Source organism: Bordetella holmesii, from assembly GCF_020735985.1.
Taxonomy (GTDB): domain Bacteria; phylum Pseudomonadota; class Gammaproteobacteria; order Burkholderiales; family Burkholderiaceae_B; genus Bordetella; species Bordetella holmesii.
In genome coordinates this window covers 2,171,986-2,192,693 of sequence record NZ_CP085973.1, presented here as the reverse complement: position 1 = coordinate 2,192,693, position 20,708 = coordinate 2,171,986, and the positions used below count along the sequence as shown (strand labels likewise).

Annotated in this window: 26 protein-coding genes, 1 tRNA gene and 1 pseudogene; 21 read left to right on the top strand and 7 right to left on the bottom strand. The window is 61.6% G+C overall.

All coding sequences use genetic code 11. The features are described 5' to 3' along the window. The first annotated feature begins 70 nt into the window (after positions 1-70). From LK440_RS10555 to LK440_RS10525, 7 genes are all read left to right on the top strand, one after another. On the top strand, positions 71-1,570 hold the full coding sequence (locus LK440_RS10555; protein ID WP_005012866.1) for a YifB family Mg chelatase-like AAA ATPase: 1,500 nt from the start codon (positions 71-73) through the stop codon (positions 1,568-1,570). Positions 1,571-1,990: 420 nt separating this feature from the next. Continuing rightward, positions 1,991-2,188, top strand: a complete 198-nt coding sequence (gene rpmI, locus LK440_RS10550; protein ID WP_005012868.1) for a 50S ribosomal protein L35 — start codon at positions 1,991-1,993, stop codon at positions 2,186-2,188. Positions 2,189-2,203: 15 nt separating this feature from the next. Beyond that, a complete protein-coding gene (gene rplT / locus LK440_RS10545) occupies positions 2,204-2,563 on the top strand; it encodes a 50S ribosomal protein L20 (protein WP_005012869.1) in 360 nt (119 codons plus the stop codon). 72 nt (positions 2,564-2,635) lie between these two features. After that, positions 2,636-3,658, top strand: a complete 1,023-nt coding sequence (gene pheS, locus LK440_RS10540; protein ID WP_005012870.1) for a phenylalanine--tRNA ligase subunit alpha — start codon at positions 2,636-2,638, stop codon at positions 3,656-3,658. Between the two features lie 12 nt (positions 3,659-3,670). Next, the gene (gene pheT / locus LK440_RS10535) at positions 3,671-6,088 is read left to right on the top strand and encodes a phenylalanine--tRNA ligase subunit beta (protein ID WP_005012871.1); all 2,418 of its coding nucleotides are present in this window, start codon (positions 3,671-3,673) and stop codon (positions 6,086-6,088) included. A gap of 17 nt (positions 6,089-6,105) precedes the next feature. Continuing rightward, a complete protein-coding gene (locus LK440_RS10530) occupies positions 6,106-6,447 on the top strand; it encodes an integration host factor subunit alpha (protein ID WP_005012872.1) in 342 nt (113 codons plus the stop codon). Between the two features lie 57 nt (positions 6,448-6,504). Further along, complete coding sequence (locus LK440_RS10525; RefSeq protein WP_005012873.1) at positions 6,505-6,903, top strand: MerR family transcriptional regulator; 399 nt, start codon at positions 6,505-6,507, stop codon at positions 6,901-6,903. 100 nt (positions 6,904-7,003) lie between these two features. Here LK440_RS10525 and LK440_RS17890 read toward each other — a convergent pair whose 3' ends face one another. From LK440_RS17890 to LK440_RS10515, 3 genes are read right to left on the bottom strand one after another with little or no spacing between them, the layout of a single operon-like run. Next, the gene (locus LK440_RS17890; RefSeq protein ID WP_005012879.1) at positions 7,004-7,129 is read right to left on the bottom strand and encodes a hypothetical protein; all 126 of its coding nucleotides are present in this window, start codon (positions 7,127-7,129) and stop codon (positions 7,004-7,006) included. After that, positions 7,126-7,692 (bottom strand): D-alanyl-lipoteichoic acid biosynthesis protein DltD, encoded by a 567-nt coding sequence (locus tag LK440_RS10520; RefSeq protein WP_017685459.1) that lies wholly within the window; start codon positions 7,690-7,692, stop codon positions 7,126-7,128. Before LK440_RS10520 ends, LK440_RS17890 begins: the two co-directional genes overlap by 4 nt. A 30-nt stretch (positions 7,693-7,722) precedes the next feature. Next, the gene (locus tag LK440_RS10515; RefSeq protein ID WP_017685460.1) at positions 7,723-8,451 is read right to left on the bottom strand and encodes a D-alanyl-lipoteichoic acid biosynthesis protein DltD; all 729 of its coding nucleotides are present in this window, start codon (positions 8,449-8,451) and stop codon (positions 7,723-7,725) included. Positions 8,452-8,578: 127 nt separating this feature from the next. On the opposite strand from LK440_RS10515, the gene LK440_RS10510 reads away from it, so the two are divergent. From LK440_RS10510 to LK440_RS10465, 11 genes and pseudogenes are all read left to right on the top strand, one after another. Beyond that, positions 8,579-8,655: transfer RNA gene (locus LK440_RS10510), tRNA-Pro, on the top strand. 177 nt (positions 8,656-8,832) lie between these two features. Continuing rightward, positions 8,833-9,087 carry a hypothetical protein gene (locus LK440_RS10505; protein WP_005012882.1) on the top strand — a complete coding sequence of 85 codons (255 nt, stop codon included), beginning with the start codon at positions 8,833-8,835 and terminating at the stop codon, positions 9,085-9,087. Between the two features lie 397 nt (positions 9,088-9,484). Then, a complete protein-coding gene (locus LK440_RS10500) occupies positions 9,485-10,117 on the top strand; it encodes a GntR family transcriptional regulator (protein WP_370510749.1) in 633 nt (210 codons plus the stop codon). Positions 10,118-10,144: 27 nt separating this feature from the next. Further along, entirely contained in the window at positions 10,145-11,134 is a 990-nt protein-coding gene (locus LK440_RS10495) for a tripartite tricarboxylate transporter substrate binding protein (RefSeq protein WP_005012885.1), read from the top strand. A 30-nt stretch (positions 11,135-11,164) separates the two neighbouring features. Then, complete coding sequence (locus tag LK440_RS10490) at positions 11,165-12,169, top strand: Bug family tripartite tricarboxylate transporter substrate binding protein (RefSeq protein WP_005012887.1); 1,005 nt, start codon at positions 11,165-11,167, stop codon at positions 12,167-12,169. A gap of 32 nt (positions 12,170-12,201) precedes the next feature. Continuing rightward, positions 12,202-12,537 (top strand): isocitrate/isopropylmalate family dehydrogenase, encoded by a 336-nt coding sequence (locus tag LK440_RS10485; protein ID WP_017685461.1) that lies wholly within the window; start codon positions 12,202-12,204, stop codon positions 12,535-12,537. Beyond that, a complete protein-coding gene (locus LK440_RS10480; protein WP_032826432.1) occupies positions 12,534-12,731 on the top strand; it encodes a hypothetical protein in 198 nt (65 codons plus the stop codon). Before LK440_RS10485 ends, LK440_RS10480 begins: the two co-directional genes overlap by 4 nt. A gap of 2 nt (positions 12,732-12,733) precedes the next feature. Beyond that, a pseudogene (locus tag LK440_RS17970) lies at positions 12,734-12,922 on the top strand (amidohydrolase family protein); the annotation flags it as partial. Between the two features lie 94 nt (positions 12,923-13,016). Further along, positions 13,017-13,601, top strand: a complete 585-nt coding sequence (locus LK440_RS10475; protein ID WP_250637135.1) for an amidohydrolase family protein — start codon at positions 13,017-13,019, stop codon at positions 13,599-13,601. 448 nt (positions 13,602-14,049) lie between these two features. Beyond that, the gene (locus LK440_RS10470) at positions 14,050-14,259 is read left to right on the top strand and encodes a cold-shock protein (RefSeq protein ID WP_005012888.1); all 210 of its coding nucleotides are present in this window, start codon (positions 14,050-14,052) and stop codon (positions 14,257-14,259) included. Between the two features lie 395 nt (positions 14,260-14,654). Then, positions 14,655-15,401, top strand: a complete 747-nt coding sequence (locus LK440_RS10465) for a DNA/RNA non-specific endonuclease (protein ID WP_005012891.1) — start codon at positions 14,655-14,657, stop codon at positions 15,399-15,401. Positions 15,402-15,435: 34 nt separating this feature from the next. Here the strand turns inward: LK440_RS10465 and LK440_RS10460 are convergent, their stop codons facing one another. The 3 genes from LK440_RS10460 to LK440_RS10450 form a co-directional block, all read right to left on the bottom strand. Beyond that, positions 15,436-17,397 carry a BCCT family transporter gene (locus LK440_RS10460; RefSeq protein ID WP_005012893.1) on the bottom strand — a complete coding sequence of 654 codons (1,962 nt, stop codon included), beginning with the start codon at positions 17,395-17,397 and terminating at the stop codon, positions 15,436-15,438. 128 nt (positions 17,398-17,525) lie between these two features. After that, entirely contained in the window at positions 17,526-17,774 is a 249-nt protein-coding gene (locus tag LK440_RS10455) for a hypothetical protein (RefSeq protein WP_005012894.1), read from the bottom strand. 129 nt (positions 17,775-17,903) lie between these two features. Beyond that, a complete protein-coding gene (locus LK440_RS10450; protein WP_005012896.1) occupies positions 17,904-18,182 on the bottom strand; it encodes a hypothetical protein in 279 nt (92 codons plus the stop codon). 93 nt (positions 18,183-18,275) lie between these two features. On the opposite strand from LK440_RS10450, the gene LK440_RS10445 reads away from it, so the two are divergent. After that, the gene (locus LK440_RS10445; protein ID WP_005012900.1) at positions 18,276-18,728 is read left to right on the top strand and encodes a low affinity iron permease family protein; all 453 of its coding nucleotides are present in this window, start codon (positions 18,276-18,278) and stop codon (positions 18,726-18,728) included. Here LK440_RS10445 and LK440_RS10440 read toward each other — a convergent pair. Continuing rightward, positions 18,725-19,195: an Lrp/AsnC family transcriptional regulator gene (locus LK440_RS10440; RefSeq protein WP_005012901.1), complete on the bottom strand. Its 471-nt coding sequence runs from the start codon at positions 19,193-19,195 to the stop codon at positions 18,725-18,727. The genes LK440_RS10445 and LK440_RS10440 overlap by 4 nt on opposite strands. A 291-nt stretch (positions 19,196-19,486) precedes the next feature. Between LK440_RS10440 and LK440_RS10435 the strand changes: the two genes are divergently transcribed. Then, positions 19,487-20,080 carry a BPSL1445 family SYLF domain-containing lipoprotein gene (locus LK440_RS10435; RefSeq protein WP_005012903.1) on the top strand — a complete coding sequence of 198 codons (594 nt, stop codon included), beginning with the start codon at positions 19,487-19,489 and terminating at the stop codon, positions 20,078-20,080. Positions 20,081-20,127: 47 nt separating this feature from the next. Beyond that, positions 20,128-20,412, top strand: coding sequence for a CsbD family protein (locus tag LK440_RS10430; RefSeq protein ID WP_005012910.1), 285 nt, complete (start codon positions 20,128-20,130; stop codon positions 20,410-20,412). Positions 20,413-20,708 lie beyond the last annotated feature (296 nt).

The following is a 20,708-nucleotide window of genomic DNA, read 5'->3' as shown; positions in this document are numbered from 1 at the left end:
GAGCGGCAGCGCGGCGCGGTGCCATACTCCGCCAGCACGCGGCAGACTGGTGGTTTTGCCCGTTTGCCTCATGTCGCTCGCCATGCTCAACAGCCGAGCCCTTGCTGGCCTGCAGACGCCGTCGGTGCGTGTCGAGGCTCATCTGGGGGCCGGCCTGCCTGCTTTCAGTATTGTCGGTCTGCCTGATCTCGAAGTGCGCGAGAGCCGCGAGCGGGTGCGGGCGGCCATCGTCAACAGCGGGTTCGAGTTTCCTGCGGGGCGGGTGACGATCAATCTGTCGCCGGGCGATCTTCCCAAGGCGTCGTCACGCTTCGATCTGCCAATTGCCTTGTGCATCCTCATGGCGTCCGGCCAGGTCGCTCCCGCCCAGGCAACCGATGGGCTGGTGCTGGTCGGCGAATTGTCCTTATCAGGTGCTCTGGTGCCCGTTGCCGATGCTCTTGCGCTCGCGCTCGGAGTCGCACGAGCCCCCGAGGCTGCGGTGCTCATTTTGCCCGAGGCCAGCGCCGCGCAGGCGGCCCGTGTGCCAGGGTTGAAGGTTTTGGCGGCCAGAGGGCTCGCCGAGGTTGCCGCGCATCTGGCTGGGCTGGCCGAGCTGCCCGTGGCCCAGGCCGCCGCCCGCCCGCCGCTTGTCGCCGGGCCTTGCCTGTCCGACGTTCGTGGTCAGCCGCTCGCGCGCCGAGCTCTGGAGATCGCCGCTGCCGGTGGGCACAGCCTGCTGATGTGCGGCCCGCCCGGTGCGGGCAAAAGCATGCTGGCGCAACGGCTGCCCGGGTTGTTGCCGGCGCTGGACGATGCCGCGGCATTGGAGGCCGCGGCAATCGCCCGTCTGGCGGGGTTGGCGGATCCGCCTTTCGGCTTGCCGCCGTTTCGGTCGCCGCATCACGGGGCCACCGCTGCCGCGCTCGTGGGTGGGGGGTCGCCACCCAGGCCGGGAGAAATCTCGCTGGCTCACCAAGGAGTGTTGTTTCTGGATGAGCTGCCCGAATTCGAGCGCCGCGCCCTGCAAGCCCTGCGCGAGCCGCTGGAGTCCGGTGAGGTCAGCCTATCGCGCGCGTCGGGGCGATTGTGTTTTCCCGCGCGGTTTCAACTGGTGGCGGCCATGAATCCTTGCCCCTGCGGCTGGCGTGGTCATCCGACCCGGGCATGCCGCTGTTCGCCGCAGCAGGTTGCTCGCTACGGCGAGCGCATAGGCGGGCCGCTGCGTGACCGTATTGATTTGCATCTCTGGTTGCCGGCGGTCGACCCGGATTGCCTGGGTGGCCCGTCCGGGGAGGCCTCCAGCGTGATCCGCGAGCGGGTGCACGCTTGCCGCCGTGTGCAATGGCAGCGGCAGGCTTGCCTCAATGCACAGTTGCAAGGCGAGGCGCTGGTCCGGCATGCCGGGCTGGACGACGGTACGCGAAAGTGGTTCGTGCAGGCCATGCGACGTCTGGGCGGCTCGGCGCGTGCCAGTCAAAGGGTGTTGCGGGTAGCTCGCAGCGTGGCCGACTTGGCTGGCGACGGCCGGATAGGACGGCGGCATCTGGCCGAAGCGTTGCAGTTTCGGGATCTGGGCAAGGCCGCCTGACAAATGCGGGCGCATAAAAAGACGCTCGGCCATCCCTAGTCTTGCGTTCATTGTGGCATTTGGGCAAAGCAACTCGACAAGTCCTGGGAAATCGCCATATAATCAAAGGCTTTCCGGTATTTGCCTTGCGCACTTTTGATCTGGGTTGCGTTGTCGCCCGTTTTTGGTGTGGGTGGCAACGCTTTGCGGCAGTGGATTGTCGACGTGTCGACAAACGCTTCCCAGGGTAAAAAAACCAGCGGCAATCGTGGTCGTTGCCATGAAAATGGCAGCAGCCCTAAACGGGCAGCAATGTCTGGCCGCAGGGATACGTCGGAAAACAAAGAAGTGGCGCAGGTTTGCCAAGCGTCGGGTCGAAGCCTCTTGGGCGGCTCGAACACCTGTTGTCATGTACATCAACAAACTGTTTTAGGAATCATCATGCCCAAGATGAAGACCAAGAAAAGCGCTGCCAAGCGCTTTCAGGTCCGCGGCAGCGGCTCCATCAAGCGCGGTCAGGCATTCAAGCGTCACATCCTGACCAAGAAGACCACCAAGAACAAGCGCCAACTGCGCGGTTCGGCTGCGGTCCATGAAACCAACATCGCCTCCGTCAAGGCGATGATGCCTTTCGCTTGATAAGGGAGATCTACTATGCCTCGCGTTAAACGTGGCGTTACCGCCCGTGCCCGTCACAAGAAAGTCATCTCCGCCGCCAAGGGTTACCGCGGCCGTCGTGGCAACGTATTCCGCATTGCCAAGCAAGCGGTCATGCGTGCAGGTCAATACGCCTATCGTGACCGTCGCAACAAGAAGCGTACCTTCCGCGCTCTGTGGATCACCCGTATCAACGCCGCTGTGTGTGAACAGGGTCTGAGCTACAGCGTGTTCATCGCCGGTCTGAAAAAGGCTGCGATCGAACTCGACCGCAAGGTGCTGGCCGATCTGGCCGTGCGCGACAAGGCCGGCTTTGCCGCCATCGTGCAACAAGCCAAGGCTGCGTTGGCTGCCTGATCGCGTCATTCATCGCGGATCGCTGCAAACGGGGCTCGATGGGCCCCGTTTGCGTTTTGAAGGCTAATTTTCATGACTCTACCGGTTGACGACCTGGTTTCCCAGGCGCAAGAACGATTCGCTGCCGCCACTGACGCGGCCGCGCTCGAAAACGCGAAAGCGCGTTTTCTGGGCAAAGAGGGCGCGCTGACCGTGCTGCTCAAGTTCCTGGCGCAACTCGATCCTGCCGCCAAGCGTGAAGCCGGCGCCCGTATCAATCAGGCCAAGCAAAAGGTCGAAGAACTGCTCAATGCCCGCCGCGCTCAACTGGCGCAGGCTGAGCTGGATGCTCGACTTGCTTCGGAAACCATCGATGTCACTTTGCCCGGCCGAGGCCGTGCGGTGGGTGGCATTCATCCGGTGATCCGCACCTGGGAACGCGTGGAAGCGATCTTCCGCTCCATAGGCTTTGATGTGGCCGACGGCCCCGAGGTCGAGAACGACTGGACCAATTTCACCGCGCTGAATAATCCCCTGGATCATCCCGCACGGTCCATGCAGGATACCTTTTACGTCGACATGCAGGACGTCGACGGTTTGCCGCTGTTGCTGCGTACGCACACCAGCCCCATGCAGGTGCGTTATGCACGCATGCACAAGCCGCCAATCAAGGTCATCGCTCCCGGGCGTACCTATCGGGTCGACAGCGATGCCACCCACTCTCCCATGTTTCATCAGGTCGAGGGGCTGTGGATCGCAGAGGATATTTCCTTTGCCGACCTCAAGGGCGTCTATACCGATTTCCTGCGGTGCTTCTTCGAAAGCGATGATCTGGTCGTGCGCTTCAGGCCGTCCTTCTTCCCGTTCACGGAACCGTCGGCCGAAATCGACATGATGTTCACCTCCGGCCCGAATCGTGGCCGGTGGCTGGAAATATCCGGTTCGGGCCAGGTGCATCCGCAGGTGGTACGCAACTTCGGTCTGGACCCTGAACGCTACATCGGCTTTGCCTTCGGCTCCGGCCTGGAGCGCCTGACCATGCTGCGTTATGGCGTCAATGACCTGCGGCAGTTCTACGAAGGCGATTTGCGCTTCCTGCGCCAGTTCAACGAATAAATACGGCTGATCATGCAATTTTCCGAATCCTGGCTGCGCACGCTGGTCAATCCGGCCATCGCCACCGAAGAACTCGCGCATCAGCTCACCATGGCGGGGCTGGAAGTCGAAGAGACCCATTCCGCCGCGCCGGCATTCAGCGGTGTGGTGGTGGCCCGTATCGCGGAAATCGCTCCGCACCCGGACGCTGACAAACTGCGCGTGTGCCAGGTCGATGACGGCAGTGGCGCGTTGCTGCAAATCGTCTGCGGCGCACCCAACGCTGCCGCCGGTCTCGTGGTGCCCCTGGCCCGCGTGGGTGCGGAACTGCCTGGCGGCATGAAGATAGGCGTGGCCAAGATGCGCGGTGTGGCCTCCTCGGGCATGCTGTGCTCGGCGCGCGAGCTGGGTCTGTCGCAGGACCACGGCGGTTTGTTGGAACTATCTGCTGACCTCAAACCCGGCACGGACATTCGCCAGGCCCTGGATCTGGACGACACGCTGTTCGTGCTCAAGCTCACGCCCAATCGTGCGGATTGTCTGTCCATTCTGGGCGTGGCGCGGGAAGTGGCCGCGCTGACTGGCGCGCCGCTGGCTGCGCCGCAGGCCGCTGCCGTTGCCGTTACGATAGACGACCGGCTGGCCGTGAATGTCGAGGCGCCGGATCTCTGCGGCCGCTTCGCAGGCCGAGTGATCCGAGGTGTGAATGCGCGCGCTGCGACACCGGAGTGGATGAAGACCCGCCTGGAACGGGCCGGTCAACGCTCGGTTTCGGCGCTGGTGGATATTTCCAATTATGTGATGCTCGAAGTCGGGCGTCCTTCGCACGTCTTTGACCTGGACAAGATTCAGGGCGATCTGACCGTGCGCTGGGCCAAGAAAGGCGAGCGCCTGGAGCTGCTCAGCGGCACCCATGTCGAATTGGACGAAAAGGTCGGCGTGATCACGGCCGGTCCCATCGTCGAGAGCATGGCTGGCATCATGGGTGGCGAGGCCACCGCAGTAACACTCGATACGCGCAATATCTATCTGGAGGCGGCGTTCTGGTGGCCGGGGGCCATCGCGGGTCGTGCGCGTCGCTACAAATTCAGCTCCGAGGCCAGTCATCGCTTCGAGCGTGGTGTCGACTACGGCAGCATCCCCGAGCATATCGAACTCATCACGGCGCTGATTCTGGACATCTGTGGCGGCCAGGCCGGACCGGTCGACGATCAGATCATCAATCTGCCCAAGCGCGAGCCAGTGCGCATGCGCCTGGCGCGCTGCCATCGTGTGTTGGGCGTGCCGGTCTCGCACGCAGAAGTGGCACAGATCTTTGGCCGCCTCGGCCTGGCGTTTGCCGCCGACGGAGATGACTTCGTTGTCACGCCGCCCTCCTATCGCTTTGATATCGAGATCGAAGAGGATCTGATCGAAGAAGTCGCTCGCATCTACGGTTTCGAGCGTATCCCCAGCGTGCCGCCCGTGGCGCGTGCCAAGATGCACGCACAGCCGGAAGTGCGCCATGGGCAGCATGCCATGCGGCGCGCCGTGGCCGCGCGCGACTATCAAGAAGTGGTCAACTACAGTTTCGTACAAGCGGACTGGGAGCGTGACTACGCGGGCAATGACAACCCCGTGCGCCTGCTCAATCCGATCGCCAGCCATCTTTCGGTGATGCGTTCGAGCCTGATCGCCGGCCTGGTGGCCATCGTGCGGCACAACGCCAATCGTAAACAATCGCGTGTGCGCCTGTTCGAGTTGGGGCGGGTGTTCCAGCGCGACGCGCAATTGGCTGACGGCCCGCTCGAAGTGGCGGGTGTGCGGCAGCCGTTGAAGCTGGCCGGCGTGGCCTGGGGTCCTGCCAGCGAAGAGCAATGGGGTGAACCTGTCCGTCAGGTTGATTTCTTCGATGTCAAAATGGACGTCGAGACGCTCTTTGGCAAACGAGCCAGCCAACTGCGCTTTGTCGCCGAGCGCCATCCGGCCATGCATCCGGGGCGTGCCGCCCGTATCGAACTGGCCGGGCAGCTTGTCGGCTGGGTGGGTGAGTTGCATCCTCAGTGGGCGCGCCAGGCCGATCTGGCTCACGCGCCCGTGGTTTTCGAGCTGGACGTCACGGCCCTGGCCCAGGGCGAGCTGCCGGTGGTGCGCGAGCTCTCGCGCCAGCCTGTGGTGCAGCGCGATCTGGCGTTGTGGGTCGACGAATCCGTGCAACTGCAGGCGATGCTGGATACCGTTGCCACACTGATCAAGGCCGAGCCGCAACTGGCGGTGGTGCAGGATATCCAGTTGTTTGATGTGTGGCGCGACAAGCCTCACGAGGCAGAGCCGGTGGCCGAGAAAAGCCTTGCTTTCCGTTTCTGGCTCCAGGACACTGCGGTTACATTGGATGAGGCGCGGGTCGCCGAGTGCATCAGCCGCATCAAGGATGCCCTAGTCAGCGCGCACGGCGCGCGTCAACGGGTTTGATCATGGGAAACGCCGCTATGCTTGCCGAGCCGCGCACGCTCACCAAGGCCGAGCTGGCCGAACTGCTCTTTGAGCGGGTCGGTCTTAATAAGCGCGAGGCCAAAGATATCGTGGACACCTTCTTCGAAGAGATCCGCGAAGCGCTGGCGCGAGGCGACTCGGTCAAGCTCTCCGGCTTTGGTAATTTCCAGGTCCGGGATAAGCCGCCACGTCCCGGCCGCAATCCCAAGACCGGAGAAACCATCCCGATCGCCGCCCGGCGCGTGGTGACGTTTCATGCGAGTCAGAAACTGAAAAGCATCGTCGAGCAAAGTGGCGGCCCCTTGGACGTCTCCGATGATGATGACTCGGCAGAGTGATACGCTTTGTCGGTAATTGTTAACGGCCTTTGACGTAACGCGACATAAAATTCACCCATGACGAAACCTGAATCGACTGTCACGCTACCGCCCATCCCTGCCAAACGCTACTTCACCATCGGGGAAGTCAGCGATCTGTGTGGCGTCAAGCCTCACGTGCTTCGGTACTGGGAGCAGGAGTTCACGCAGCTCAAACCGGTCAAGCGGCGCGGCAACCGCCGCTACTACCAGCACCATGAAGTGCTGCTCATCCGCCGTATCCGCTCTTTGCTTTATGAGCAGGGCTTTACCATCAGCGGCGCACGTAACCGCCTGGGTGATACGCGCGATGCGTTGCACGATAGCGCCGAAGCTGCAGTAAGGCTGTCAGCCACCGAGCTGAAATCCTTGCGTGCTGAGTTGAATGATATTTCCGCAAGCTTGAGTCTGGCAGTCAATCAGCCGGCTGCGCACTAAGCCGTGCCTTGCGGCACTGCGTTGCCGGATGGGTGGCGCCGATCCCCGAAGACTGGATATCGATCCGTGCTTCGGGGATTTTCTTTGGCGGATTCGCCGCCTAGAACTGTTGATACTGGAATTCGATCGCGGCAGGCTGGCCGAGATTGGCATTGGTGTCGCTGAGCAGCAGCAGCGTCAGCGCCACTCCCAGATAGAGCAGATAAAGACGCAGTAAGCGAGTCATTGGCCCATCACCTCAGTAATTTTCCGGCTCACGGCCAGCCAGCCCAATTCACCCAGATGCTGGCCATCACGCAGCGTGCCCACGGCATAGGGCAGGGCACCGTACATATCCATGCAAGGCATGGCATAGCGGGTGCAAAGAGCCAGAAGATGCTGGCGTGCAGGCTCGAAGCGGTCCAGATCCCGATATACCAGGGGATTGAGCGGTTGCAGAACCAACAGGCTGCGAACGTGGTGTTGTGCCAGCAAGGCCATCAGGCGTTCGAGATCCGCCAGTTCGGCAGCCGGATCATAGCCGGTTGAGTAGGCATTCATCCTCTCTGGTGTCAGGTGCCGTAGAAAGGTGTCGAGATAATCCTGGCGCACCCCGTACGGGTTATTCGCCATCAGCTCCAACTCGGTGTTCTCAGCCTGTTCGTGCAGGGACGGCCAGTGGGCCGATTGAGGTGTCCAACCGACCTGGGGTGCTGCCGAGGGGGCGGCTGGCACCGGATCCATCCAATGGTGCAGCGCCTGCTCGGCGCGGCTGCGCGCCTGATAGCCCAGCTCAACTGCCGCCGCCACTGCGACATTTGTATTGCCGCGTTTGCGCCACTAGTGCAGTAAGGCGTCTCGCGTATCTGCTCGCTGAACAAGATGAGGCAGTAACGGCAGTACATGTTCCTTGAACGCTGCGCGATCCAGGCCGCGGGAATCGAACCATCCTGGAGAGACCATGATTACGACCCGCGATTGCGCAGACAGTTTTTCCTCCAGAGACGCCAGCAGGAAGTACATGCCTAGCGATTGAAAGTAGGCATGCCCGTAGGCGGTGACAGGCGCGGCCAGTTCCTTGCCGAGGAAGTTGTAGGGTATGAAGCGCAGATCGGAGCTGGTCAGCTCGGACGAGCTCAGCAGCACGACCGCCTCGCCGTGCTCGAGCGCTCGGCCCAGACGCTGCAGTGTGCCCAACTGGGTCGGGTAGTTGGCCCCCAGATTGCTCACATGACCGGAGACGATCGCCTGCGGCGCGATGCTGCCCTCAGGCAGCAGCCACCGCAGCATGGCCAGGGTGGCCACTGCTGCCAGCACGGCCAGCACATGCGCACGGCCACGTCCCATTTGCGTCGTTCCCAATTCCGGGCGCTCCTTGTCGCTCGACCCGGCGGACACGGGCTCGAACCTCAGGCGGTGCGAGCGCACGAGTGTAGCAACGAACCTGGCCAGGAACATGATTGCGCGCACGTCGACACGTGCAGGAGGAAGACTCCCGCGGTACACCGACATGGCCAGGCGCATGCGCGAGGTCGTGCCAAGCAGGGCAGATGCGTAGCGCTTGAGCAATCTGACGTTTCGTCGCGTGTAATCTGCTTCTTCATTACGCAGTTCAGAAAAAAATGCACTTGCCTCGAAAAAAAGTGACGTAATCCGTGCATCGCCAAATTTTTTCTGCTATAGTTTCGTTCTCTTTCGGGGCGTAGCGCAGCCTGGTAGCGCACTTGCATGGGGTGCAAGGGGTCGCGAGTTCGAATCCCGCCGTCCCGACCAGAAAGACAAAAGGGGCTAGTGAAAATTTCACTAGCCCCTTTCCTATTTGTTGCGCCGGCCTTTTCAGGCAGACGGTATTGGCAGGGGCGCTGTTTGTCTGGTCTATGACGTTATGCCCGGCAACGGGTGTGCCGCGGTTGCGCACGCCGGCATGGCGCGCCGTGAAGGAGCCTTCCAATGTTTGATGAGACCGCCCGGTTCAGTCCGAACCCGAAAGGGGTGGCTTTTGCCTTTGACGATCGGGGGGGCGATCCCTGCGTGGGCTGGGTGTCGGTGGATGCGCTTGCCGAACTGATGGGCAAGGATTTGTCGCAGTCCGAGGCGCTCGCGGCCTATGAGAAGCACTTTTGCCGCATCCATGCCATCGTTGAGCGGAAAATCAGCGTCAGCCAGGGAAGCCGTGTCTTCGTGGAAGACTTGTTCGGCGCCTAGCATGGTGCCTGCCACGGATAGCGTAAGGCGGTGCTGCAGCGCCTCTTAGGCGTTGCCGTGAGGGGGCTTCCGATCGGTATGGTCTGGGCGGGTGTCGATGTTGATCCGGCGCCCCTCACGGGACGGGCGCTGATGCAGTCTGGCTTGGCCATCGCCGGCGATCTCCCGCCTATCCTATTTTGGTGTCCGTGATCCTGCATAGCGTTTGCCGCGCCGAGTTGTGGGCTGGTGACGGTAGCCTTTCACGTTAATGGTTGGTGTGTCGCGCCTGAATTGCGTCGCTCCGATGCTCTCGGCACCGGGCGATGGGCACGGGCCCATCGCCACTTGGATCGCCAGCGTTTCCTTGTGCGTTCTTTTTTTGTATGCAAAAATATACAAAACAAGCGAGACCTCCATGCCTATTCCCGCGCGTCATTCCCAGGCCCACGCGGCCTACACCGAGATCAAGCGCCGCATCCTGGCCGGGATGTTCACGCCTAGCGATCGGCTGCGGGAGGTAGAGGTTGCCGATATGCTGGCCATCGGCCGAACACCCGTACGCGAAGCCCTCAAGCGCATCCAGGATGAGGGCTTGATCACGCATGAGCCGGGCAGGGGGCTGGTGGTCACGACCATGGATCAGCAGGAGGTCGGAGAGCTGTACTCCATGCGCGAGGTACTAGAAGGCGCCGCTGCTGCCTTCGCGGCGCGCCATGCCACCGATGCCGAGATCGCCAACATGCAGGCCTTGCTCGATGAGGGAGATCACGGAGATCCTGTCGCCCAGAACCTGCGTTTTCACGAGGCGATCTATAGCGCGGCGTACAACCGGTACCTGTTGCGCTCACTGCAGTCTCTGACGGAAACCACCTACCTGCTCGGACGCAGCACGCTGAGCTCGCCTGAGCGGGCAAGCCGGTCTCACCATGAACACCAAGCCATCGTGCAGGCCATACGCGCTCGCGATGTGCAGGGTGCTCAGGATGCCGCAAGGCATCATATTCACCAGGCCCTGCTGGAACGCCTAAAGATGCTGCGTCAGGGGTAAGCGCAGCCATCGATCGGAGACAAGTCGATGAAGCAGTTCAATATATGCCCGCAGCGTTTGCTGGCGGGGCTGGCCTTGGTATTGCCTACGTTTTTTGTGTCGGGCGCAGCCAGCGCGGAAGATTACCCCAGTCACCCGATCACGTTGGTGGTCCCGTTTTCTGCCGGAGGCGGAACGGACAGTATTGCGCGCGATGTAGCGCGGACCCTGTCGGACAGATTGGGCCAGCCCGTCGTGGTGGAGAACCGGGGCTGTGGAGGCGGCCCCATCGGCGCGACGCTGGTCGCCAATGCCCGTCCCGATGGTTATACCCTGCTGTTTGCGACATCGACCTTCGTGACCAATGCGGCGGCGGAAATCAGTACCAACTATGACGTGATTAAGTCCTTCACACCGATTGCGATGCTGGGCCGCGGTCCGCTGTTCGTGGTCAGCGCCAAGGATCTGAAACTGAAATCCGTTGCCGATTTGCGGACGCTCGCGGCCAAGCCCGATGCCGAACTGAACTTCTGCTCGGCGGGCAACGGCAGCATCAATCACCTGGCCGGCGAGTTGTTCAAGCAGAAAACGCAGGCGGCCATGACGCATGTGCCGTACAAGGGCAGCGGGCCGGCCACGGTCGACTTGCTGGCTGGTCGCGTGCAAGTGTTCTTCGCTACCGTGCCGACCATTCTTTCGCAAGTCCGCGATCAGCGCATGGATCTGCTGGCCGTCACCGGCAAGGAGCGTTCGCCGCTGTTTCCGGACACGCCCACGGTGGCCGAATCCGGCATCGCCGACTTCGACATCACGACCTGGTGGGGCGTGCTCGCGCCGGCTGGCACACCGCCGGCCATCATCGGCAAGCTGAATGCGGCCATCAATGACGCGGCGGCCGACAAACTGGTCGCAGACCGATTGCGTCATGAGGGTGCTCAAGCGATCCGGGGGACACCGGACGACTTTGGTCAGGCCTTGGCAACAGAGCTGCAGATGTGGCAGGGCGTGGTCAAACAATCGGGCATGGCGTTGGACTGACACGGCGTGCCCCAAGCGACAGGAGACAACATGCAGCAGAATCAATTTCCCGCCAGCCCCATGCGCCGCCGCCTGTTGCAAGGTGCGGGCGCCGGACTGGCATGCGCGCTGACCGCATCCGTGCGTGCCGCAGATGCCTACCCGTCACGACCGGTGAGCATTATCGTGCCCTACGCCCCAGGCGGGCAGGGCGATGTTTTTGCCCGGCTGCTGGCCGAGCGCCTGGGCAGTGAGCTCAAGCAGAGCTTCATCGTGGAAAACCGCCCTGGCGCCTCGGGCGCGCTGGGGTCGCGCCTGGTGTTGCGCGCGCCGGCAGACGGCTACACGCTGCTGTTGGGTCAAACCGGTGAGATAGCGGTCAACCCTTACGCCATGAAATCGCTGGGCTACGATCCGTTGCGCGAGTTCGCGCCGGTCATACTCGTGGGAGATTCTCCCTTGGTGCTGGCCGTGCCTGACAATTCGCCCTATGCCGATCTGGGTGCACTGATCGCTGCCGCGCGAGCCAAGCCGGATACCGTGGCCTATGCTTCCTCGGGCACAGCCACGCCAGGCCATCTGGCTGCGGCGGCCCTGGCACTGGGCACGCAGACACAGATGATCCATGCACCTTACAAAGGCGCGGGCCAAGCCATGGCGGACTTGCTCGGTGGCCACGTGGGCTTCTTCTTCTCGAGTGCATCGGCGGCGATGCCGCATATCGCTAGCGGTCGTCTGCGCGCGCTGGCCGTGTCGGCGCGGCAACGATTGGCCATATTGCCTGCGGTGCCCACCATTAGCGAGACCGTCGTACCGGATTTCCAGTTCAGTCTGTGGGGCGGCGTATTCGCGCCCGCGCATACACCCGCCGCGGTGATCGAACAGCTCAACAGTAAGCTCAACGCTATCCTTATGGAGCCTGCAATCAAGGCCAAACTGGAAGGCGACGGCGCGGCTGTGCGTCCGAACACGGTGCAGGAATTTACCGCCTTCGTGCGCAGCGAAGCCGACAAGTATCAGAACCTGGTGAAAAGCACCGGGGTCCAGGTCGATTAAGTACGGCCGTTCATTACACAGGAATAATTCCCATGAAAATCGTTGTACTTCCCGGCGACGGTATCGGTCCCGAAACCATGGCGGTTGCCGTCGATGTGCTGGAGGCGGCGTCGCGCCGCTTTGGGCTGGGCCTGCAGTTTGAACACGATATTGCCGGCCATGAGAGCCTCAAGAAACATGGCGCCACGGTCACTCCCGCGCTGCTGGACAAGGTCAAGGTGGCAGACGGCCTGATGTTGGGCCCCATGGCCACCTATGATTTCAAGGATGAGGCGCGAGGAGAGATCAATCCTTCCATGTACTTTCGCAAGAGCCTCGATCTGCACCAGACATCGCGGGCCAGAACATCGCCAATCCGATCTCGTTGATTCTGTCCGGGGCGATGCTGCTCAATTGGCACGGCCAGAAGACTGGCAAGCCGGAGTTTTCGCAAGCCGCGGCGGCCATCGAACAGACGATTGCCAACACTATATCGGCCGGCCAATGCACACGCGATGTTGGGGGCTCGCTGGGTACGCGTGAAGCGGGCGCAGCGTTCGTTTCCGCGCTGTCGCAGGCGTGACGATGTCAGCAGGGCTGCCTTTGCTTGCCTGCGATTGCCATGTCCATGTGGTGGGGCCGCAGGCTGAGTATCCGATGCTGGCCCAGCGGCACTACACGCCAGGCCCGGCCAGCGTGGAAGGATTGCGCACGCACATGCGGGCGCTGGGTCTGGCGCGAGCCGTGATTGTCCAGCCCAGCATCTACGGCAACGACAACCGCCTGCTCTTGGAGAGCCTTGCGGCGATGGGCGGGGCGGCGCGCGGGGTTGCTCGATGCGGATGTCAGCGATGCCTGTCTTGCGCGCATGCACGAGACAGGAGTTCGAGGCCTGCGAGTCAATCTCGAAAGCACCGGTGCCAGCGACGCGGCCGCTGTCAGCCGGGCGTTGGCGATCTGGGCCGCCCGTCTGGCCGGGCAGGGCTGGCATATCCAGGTCTATGCGTCATTGGATGCCATTGCCCAGGCAGCTCCCACACTGGCTCGCCTGGCCGTGCCGGTCGTTCTGGATCACTTCGCTATGATTCCCGTGCAGGTGCCGTTGCAGGATGCACGTATTCAAGGCGTGCTGCGGCTGGTGGCCGACGGGGATGCGTACATAAAGCTGTCGGCCTCCTACCGGGTGGCGCCGGATCCAGATAACGACGCGCAGGCCTGCCGCCTGGCAGCGCTGGCGCGGGCCATCGTGGCCTGCAATCCGGAGCGCGCACTGTGGGCAAGCGATTGGCCGCACACCAATCGCCAGCCGGGCCTGCTGCCGACTGAGGTGAGTGCCTACCGCGATGTGCCAGCGGCGCGTCTGCGTGCCGAACTGCATGCCTGGCTGGCAGATGCGGTGACGCGGGAGCAGGTATTGGTGCGCAATCCGGCTCGCCTTTACGGGTTTCAGTAGGCACGGGTGGCCGGGGCGCCTGGCGCATCCGTTGCAGGGACGCGCGCGGCGCGCTTGCCTGCGAGGTTGTGCTCTGCGAGGCGCGGGGGTAAGCCGTAGTTCTGTGCAGTTGCGAAATACTCTCCGGATACATGCATTTCTCGAAAATTTTTATTTGTTCTGGTTTACGGAATTAAAATCGTAAATATGGCCGTTTTTGTTGAATAAACGAAGATATTTGTTTCTGTTTTATTTGTTGAAAGTTGCTTTTTATTTCCATGAACGGTTCTCAGGCAAAGGGCCGTCGGGCCCCAGGAATGGGTGCTGCCGCCCCGATTGGCCGGTAAGACGGGCCGTCAAGTGTGGTTATTCTGCTTGTTGCACACTATTTGGTAACAGTGGTGTATTTATGGACGCAGGCAGGCCATAGTGTCCATGAGGGACGTTTCCCTCATGACAAGGAAAGACATTGAAAACAGAAATTGGCGTCGTAAAGTGGTTCAACAGCGAAAAGGGTTTTGGTTTCATCATGCCGGAATCCGGCGGTAAAGACCTCTTTGCGCATTTCTCGGAAATCGTTGGCAGCGGCTATAAGTCGCTCGAAGAGAATCAACGAGTTTCGTTCGTCGAGGGTATGGGTCCCAAAGGGCCATGCGCGACGAAGATTGAGGTGATCTGAGCGATCACAGCCCGCGGATTTGAATCGCAGGCCCTGGGCCGACCTCGAGTAAGTTGAGGTCGGCCCTTTTGCATGGCGGACGTGGTGGGTTCGGCCGCCGGCTTTGGGGGCTTGACCGGCCGTATGTTGCCGCGGTCCCCATTTGGTTGATGTGCTGATCGGCGGATCCGGCATTTTTGCTCATCTACAATCGCTGCCTCAACGCGGCTATTCAGATGTACGCCGGCCAGCCATTACGCAGCATGACTCGCACCAGAAAACCAGCTTCCAGAACCCGGCGCCGCTCCCCGGCGGCGCGACCCGCCAGCCGCCTTTATCGTTTTTTTCGGGCCCTGTTTGTTTCTTCTATTGTCAGTTTCGGCGCGGCGACCATTGCGCTGGGGCCGAAATTCTCCATGTCGCCGGCGGATCCGCTGGGGCGTCTGGGATGGCCCCATCAGACGGAAGTGGCGGCGCTGCCTGGAGATACCGCAGAGGTCGTTCAGACCAGGTTTAGCGACTGCCCAGAATTTTTCCCGCCGGGTCGAATGCCTGCCGTACCCGCGCGCAGCGGCTTGCGGGAATTGTGTTTTTCGTCATTTGCCATTTTGCATAATGGCCAGACCAAAACGCCGGTCGTCGTCGCCGAACGCTTGAATCGCGCTCATGTCACGCAGGCTCAGGGTCTGCAGCGCACGGACAAGTTCTACGCCGAGGCGCGTCTACCGGTTGGCGAGCGCGCGGAGCTGACGGATTATCGCGGTTCGGGATACTCCCGCGGACACATGGCACCGGCCGGCGACATGGCAAGCGCAGAAGGCATGGCGCAGAGTTTTTCCTTGGCCAACATGGTCCCGCAGGACCAGAAGCACAATGCGGGGGCCTGGAGTCGCATCGAGCAAGATACCCGCAAGTACGCGTTGCGCGCTGCGGGCGATGTCTATGTGCTTACCGGGCCGGTTTACTCCGCCAAGCCTGAACACATCGGTCGCGGCGTGGCCGTTCCCCAGACACTGTTCAAGGTGGTCTACGACGCGACCACGCACCACGCCTGGGTGCACTGGCAGGACAACAATTCGGCCACCAAGGCGCAGGCGCCCATCAGCTATGCGGAGTTCGTCGAGCGCACGGGCATGCAGTTGTTACCGTCCAGCGCCCGATAAGACGGGCGCTGGACGGTCGCGGGTGGCGGCCGGATCAGCTCACCACATGCAGGTAATGGCGGTGACGTTCATACTGGTCCAGGATGTCGCCGATGACTTCGGAGCGGCTCCAGCCCATGATGTCGTAGTCCTGCCCCCCTTCGCCCAGATGGACCTCGGCGCGGAAGTAGCGGCGCTCTTCTTCGTCGCGGGCGTCTTCCGGAGTGAGGCTGGGGCGTATCTCGGCTATCGGCATGACGCTGTAGCTGAAGTCCAGGTACTGCCCATGGTGGGCGACGTGCAGGGCCACGCTGCCATCGTCGCCTTCTTCAACCCGGCAGGCATAGCCTTCCTTGGAGAGCTCCTCGGCCACGTTTTCCATGGCGGGACGGGCAACATCGGCGATGAAGCGCTGCACATGCGCGCGGCGCGGCATCATGACCATGTTGCGGATTCGCCGCTGCCAGGTCTCGGATTGCGGGCGTACCGCTCCACGGCTGGTGCTGCGATAACGCAGCTGGCGCTTGGCGCTGTCGAGCTTCAGCGCCTTGAGCAGACCATAGATGGAAATCAGAATGACGATCGAGAAGGGCAGGGCGCTGGCCACGGTAGCCGTCTGCAACGCTTTCAGGCCATCGGCCAGCAATAGCGCAATGGCCAAGGCGCCCATCAGAATAGACCAGAAGACACGCTGCCAGACCGGCGCGTTGTCCACGCCCGAGGCCAGCATGTCTACGACCAAGGCGCCCGTGTCCGCTGAGGTGACGAAGAAGATCAACACCATCACCACGCAGAAGAAAGACATCACGGTGGCCCATGGGAACTGTTCAAGAAATACGAACAATGCCAGCGTGCTGTCGGCACGTATGGCCTGACCGAAGTCAGACATCCCCCCTGTGAGGATGTGGAAGATGGCGGAGTCGCCAAACACCGTCATCCAGAAGAACGTGAAGCCGGTGGGCACCAGCAGCATGCCACCGAGGAACTGGCGGATACTGCGCCCGCGCGAGATGCGTGCGATGAACACGCCCACGAAAGGCGACCAGGCGATCCACCAACCCCAGTAAAAAAGCGTCCATCCCCCGATCCAGTCCGTTTGGTCATAGGCATAGAGGTTGAAGGTGCGGGCCACGATACCCGAAAGGTAGACGCCGACGTTTTCGACAAAGGCTTGCAACAGAAAAACCGTGGGTCCGGTAAAGAGCACGAACAGAAGCAGCAGCACTGCCAGAACCATATTGGCTTCTGACAGGTAGCGCACGCCCTTGTCCAGCCCGCTGGCTGCCGAAAGCGTGGCCAGGCCGCAGGCAATCACGATAAGCCCGATCTGCACGGGGGTGCTGATGGGCACATCAAAGAGATAATTGAGACCCGCGTTCATCTGGGCCACGCCCAGCCCCAGGGACGTGGCCACGCCGAGCACCGTGCCTATGATGGCGAAGATATCGACGGCATTGCCGATAGGGCCGTAAATGCGGTCGCCAAGAATGGGATAGAGCGCCGAGCGCAGCGTCAGCGGCAGCCCGTGACGGAAAGAGAAGTACGCCAGGATGAGCGCGACAGCGGCATAGACCGCCCAGCCATGCAGGCCCCAATGAAAGAAAGTGATGCTTAGCGCCTCGCGCGCGGCTTCTGGCGTACCGCCCTGGCCCAGCGGCGGGTCCAGAAAATGCATGACAGGCTCGGCCACGCCGAAAAACATCAGGCCTATGCCCATGCCCGCGGCAAAGAGCATGGCGTACCAGGTGGGATCGCGGTAGTCAGGCTGACTGTGATCGGGGCCGAGCTTGATGTCACCATAGCGGCTGAATGCGACCAGCACCATGGTCACCAGAATAGTGGCCACGGCCAGCATATAGAACCAGCTGGCGTTCAGGAAGATCCAGTCCTGCACGGCGCCGAAAAGCCATTGGGCACGGACCGGAGCCAGCACGGCGAATAAAGCCAGAGCAAGAATGAGGGCGCCCGAAATGAAAAAGACGGGACGATTGATCAGAATACGTGGCTGTTGCGTCATAGGGCGCTCGGAGGTTGTCATGGCGTCTTGGACATTACTGCTGCCCGCAGGGCGCAAGATAATGCCATGAACCGCAACGACGGGTCGATATCCTGCAAGGGACGTGGTCGCCGCCCCGATTGCCAGCGCTAGCCCGGATCTTGCTTGGTACCGCGCGAATTGCCGGCCTGCGGCAGGTATAAGGGCAGGCCTTCATGGCTGGCCAGTGCGGCACGAGCCTCATCGGCCGAAAACGGCAGGCGGAAGTCTCGTGAGACTTCCGCCAGTGCCTCGGCGGCGGTCGTGATTCCCCAGCGCTCCAAGGGGTGCAGCCTTGCGGCCAGGGCTGGATCGGTATCGGAAAGATGCAACAGGCGCAGTACGTTTGCCTTGCTCATATCGTCCCCCTGAGGTGGCGGGCAGCGCCTGATCGGTGGCCACGTGTGGGGCGCTGCAATCTTATGTGATCCTACCCCGAAATGCCGCAAGAGGGCAGCCCGATGCATCCAGGGGCGTTGGCGGCTCTGTCAGGCAGCTGGCGCCGGCAATGGCGGGTGGCCAGCCGCCTCCAGGTAGGCATTGACGGCAAGCGCCAGTTGGGCGAGTGCCTGGCCGGTGAGGGGGCGGTCGGGGCGCGGCTGGATCAAGCCTCGGGCCACAGTGTTGAAGGCTTCGCCAAAGCGGGCCCGCGTCGGCTCGTCCTGGGCTTGGATCAGGCAATGCAGGGCCGATTCTGCCGTGGCAGTTTTGGCGGCCAGCTCCTGGATGGCCTGGGCGAAGGCGACGAGAACTTCCTGGTTTTCCATGTTCACTCCTGATGCAAAACACCAGTGTAGGCGATTGCCTGCGGCAGGCCCCTGGGCTAAGGTTTGCGTGAGATGAGATCAGGGAGATCGGCCATGACACAGTCCCGCTCCAGTGCTGCGAGCCAACATTGCCCGTCGCCCGACGCGTCGCGTCCGGCTATCGCTTTTGATCGTTTTGCCCGTTTTGCCACACGTTGGGCCGGCAGTTCGCTGGCCTTTGTGACGGCCTTTGCACTGGTGCTCGGCTGGGCGGTTAGCGGACCGGTATTCGGATACTCGCAAACTTGGCAGTTGGTCATCAACACCGGTACCACGATCGTTACGTTTCTGATGGTGTTTTTGATCCAGCAAAGCCAGAACAAGGACAGCCAGGCGGTGCATTTGAAGCTCGATGAGCTGCTGCTGGCGCTCAAGGGCGCCAACGACGGGCTGGTGGACGCCGAAAATCTCGACGAGGCTCAGTTGCGTAAGCTGGCCGAGCACTATGCGGCGGTAGCTAAAACCCTGCAGGGACACCTGCATCGCCTGGATGGGGACGCGCATTAGCGCAAGGGTACGGCGGTGGTGTAGAGCACCTGTTTAAGTGCAAAGCTGGATCGAATGCTGGCCACGCCGGGAATACGAGTAATACGTTCGACGATGAGTTGCTCGAGCGCGTCGACGTCCTCCACCAGGGCGCGCACCAGATAATCCGCGTCGCCGGACATGAGGTAGCACTCCATGATCTCGGGCAAGACGGCGATTTCGCGCTCGAACACATCGAGCGCTTCCTTGCGCTGTTTATCCAGGGATATCTGGATGAACACATTGACCTTCAGGCCCAGTTTGCGCGCGTTGAGCAGTGTCACGCGACGATCGATAAGTCCTTCGGCTTCGAGGCGCCGGACTCTTGCCAGGCACGGCGACGGAGAAAGATTCACACGCTGCGCCAGCTCCACATTGGAGAGCCGGGCGTCGCGTTGCAACGCATTGAGTATGCGGATGTCCGTGGCGTCGAGGTCGGAAGCTGGCATGAATGAATGGTGTTCCAGAATTTAACCATTGGGATCTGCTGCCATGCTAGCGGATAACGGCGCCTGAAGGCAGGCCGCGAGACAGAGAGAGTCAGGGTGTTTCCGCTGACAACTGACGTCGATCCGTCAGTATGAAAGCCTCTTGTTCATCATGGCCTACCATCTCGGGGCGAGACGGACGCGTGGTTTCTTTCCGTAACACTTTTGGGGCCATCTGTCGCCAAATTGTTGCGATGAGTGCGCATGGCTTTGCTAAGCTGAAGACGACCTCAACCACGGAAGGAGGGTCCCATGTTTAATGCCTATAGTCGTACCCGGCGCGCGGGAATGGCCGCAGCAGCCGTTGCTTTGGCAGGGTTGGTGTTTACGGGTTGCACCACCACCAAGGCGCAGGACAGTGGATCGGCGACGAGCCAGCGTCAGGAAATCAACTCGGGTGCCGACAACGCCCTGTCGCGCCTGAACCAGGCGTCGCCGGATGCTCAGGCCCTGATCCAGAAGGCCAAGGGCGTGCTGGTATTCCCATCGGTGGTCAGCGCCAGCTTTATCGTGGGTGCCCAATACGGCAAGGGCGTGCTGCGCGTCGGCGGCAAGGATGTCGGTTATTACAGCACCACAGCGGGTTCGGTTGGCTTCCAGGCCGGTGCGCAGTCCAAAGCGGTCATTCTGCTTTTCATGACGCAGGAAGCGCTGGATAAATTCCGCAACAGCAATGGCTGGACTGCCGGGGTCGATGTGTCGGTGGCGGTGGCCAACATCGGTGCGAATGGCCGTATTGACACCATTTCGGCACAGAAACCGGTGGTCGGCTTCATTCTGACCAATACGGGTCTGATGGCGGGCGTTTCGCTCGAGGGTGCCAAGATCAACAAGCTGGACCTCTAAGGTAAACGCGCCGCCCGTCAAGGCGGCGCTATCAAAGGAGCTGCAATATGTCGATCGATACAGTAACAGGAAAGGCCAAGGAATTGGCGGGCCGCGGTGAAGAAGCCGCTGGCGAAGTGTTCGAGGACGCCAAGCTGCGGGCACGCGGTATTGCGCGGCAGATGGAAGGCAAAGTGCAGGGCGCGATGGGCACGGCGGCCGACAGCATCGATGATGTGGCTGACACCGTGCAATCGCTGGTGCGCCGCCATCCTATGGGGTCGCTGCTGGCTGTGGGCGTGGCGGCTTATCTGCTGGGCCGCGTCGCAGGCGCGATACGCCGTCGCCATTGACCGGCGTATCTGGCAAAAAAAATCCCGGTTATGCACCGGGATTTTTTATGGCCGCTTCATTCCAGAGAAGATACGAGCAAGAAGCCCAGCGGTATTATCAAAAGAAACGCGTAAGTGGACCCAGCCAGGGCGGCGGACATTTTCGCCGCAATCCCTGTCCCGGCGGATTGCCACGTTTTCACCGCCAATCCAGCGATGGCCAGGATAACCAACAACGAACAGACTGCTACATAAGTCATGTTGCCTCCGTCACACCCGCTAGGGGTACAACGGCGTTGCGGGGGTCGCAACGCCTT

Excerpts from the sequence above, each read along its gene's own strand:
- LK440_RS10525 (WP_005012873.1), top strand. The coding sequence starts at position 6,505 with ATGACGAAACCTGAATCGACTGTCACGCTACCGCCCATCCCTGCCAAA.
- LK440_RS10495 (WP_005012885.1), top strand. The coding sequence starts at position 10,145 with ATGAAGCAGTTCAATATATGCCCGCAGCGTTTGCTGGCGGGGCTGGCC.
- pheT (WP_005012871.1), top strand. The coding sequence starts at position 3,671 with ATGCAATTTTCCGAATCCTGGCTGCGCACGCTGGTCAATCCGGCCATC.
- rplT (WP_005012869.1), top strand. The coding sequence starts at position 2,204 with ATGCCTCGCGTTAAACGTGGCGTTACCGCCCGTGCCCGTCACAAGAAA.
- LK440_RS17890 (WP_005012879.1), bottom strand. The coding sequence starts at position 7,129 with ATGACTCGCTTACTGCGTCTTTATCTGCTCTATCTGGGAGTGGCGCTG.
- LK440_RS10460 (WP_005012893.1), bottom strand. The coding sequence starts at position 17,397 with ATGACGCAACAGCCACGTATTCTGATCAATCGTCCCGTCTTTTTCATT.
- rpmI (WP_005012868.1), top strand. The coding sequence starts at position 1,991 with ATGCCCAAGATGAAGACCAAGAAAAGCGCTGCCAAGCGCTTTCAGGTC.
- LK440_RS10445 (WP_005012900.1), top strand. The coding sequence starts at position 18,276 with ATGACACAGTCCCGCTCCAGTGCTGCGAGCCAACATTGCCCGTCGCCC.
- LK440_RS10435 (WP_005012903.1), top strand. The coding sequence starts at position 19,487 with ATGTTTAATGCCTATAGTCGTACCCGGCGCGCGGGAATGGCCGCAGCA.
- LK440_RS10455 (WP_005012894.1), bottom strand. The coding sequence starts at position 17,774 with ATGAGCAAGGCAAACGTACTGCGCCTGTTGCATCTTTCCGATACCGAT.
- LK440_RS10500 (WP_370510749.1), top strand. The coding sequence starts at position 9,485 with ATGCCTATTCCCGCGCGTCATTCCCAGGCCCACGCGGCCTACACCGAG.
- LK440_RS10530 (WP_005012872.1), top strand. The coding sequence starts at position 6,106 with ATGCTTGCCGAGCCGCGCACGCTCACCAAGGCCGAGCTGGCCGAACTG.
- LK440_RS10465 (WP_005012891.1), top strand. The coding sequence starts at position 14,655 with ATGTCGCCGGCGGATCCGCTGGGGCGTCTGGGATGGCCCCATCAGACG.
- LK440_RS10555 (WP_005012866.1), top strand. The coding sequence starts at position 71 with ATGTCGCTCGCCATGCTCAACAGCCGAGCCCTTGCTGGCCTGCAGACG.
- LK440_RS10440 (WP_005012901.1), bottom strand. The coding sequence starts at position 19,195 with ATGCCAGCTTCCGACCTCGACGCCACGGACATCCGCATACTCAATGCG.
- LK440_RS10430 (WP_005012910.1), top strand. The coding sequence starts at position 20,128 with ATGTCGATCGATACAGTAACAGGAAAGGCCAAGGAATTGGCGGGCCGC.
- pheS (WP_005012870.1), top strand. The coding sequence starts at position 2,636 with ATGACTCTACCGGTTGACGACCTGGTTTCCCAGGCGCAAGAACGATTC.
- LK440_RS10490 (WP_005012887.1), top strand. The coding sequence starts at position 11,165 with ATGCAGCAGAATCAATTTCCCGCCAGCCCCATGCGCCGCCGCCTGTTG.
- LK440_RS10485 (WP_017685461.1), top strand. The coding sequence starts at position 12,202 with ATGAAAATCGTTGTACTTCCCGGCGACGGTATCGGTCCCGAAACCATG.
- LK440_RS10505 (WP_005012882.1), top strand. The coding sequence starts at position 8,833 with ATGTTTGATGAGACCGCCCGGTTCAGTCCGAACCCGAAAGGGGTGGCT.
- LK440_RS10475 (WP_250637135.1), top strand. The coding sequence starts at position 13,017 with ATGCACGAGACAGGAGTTCGAGGCCTGCGAGTCAATCTCGAAAGCACC.
- LK440_RS10450 (WP_005012896.1), bottom strand. The coding sequence starts at position 18,182 with ATGGAAAACCAGGAAGTTCTCGTCGCCTTCGCCCAGGCCATCCAGGAG.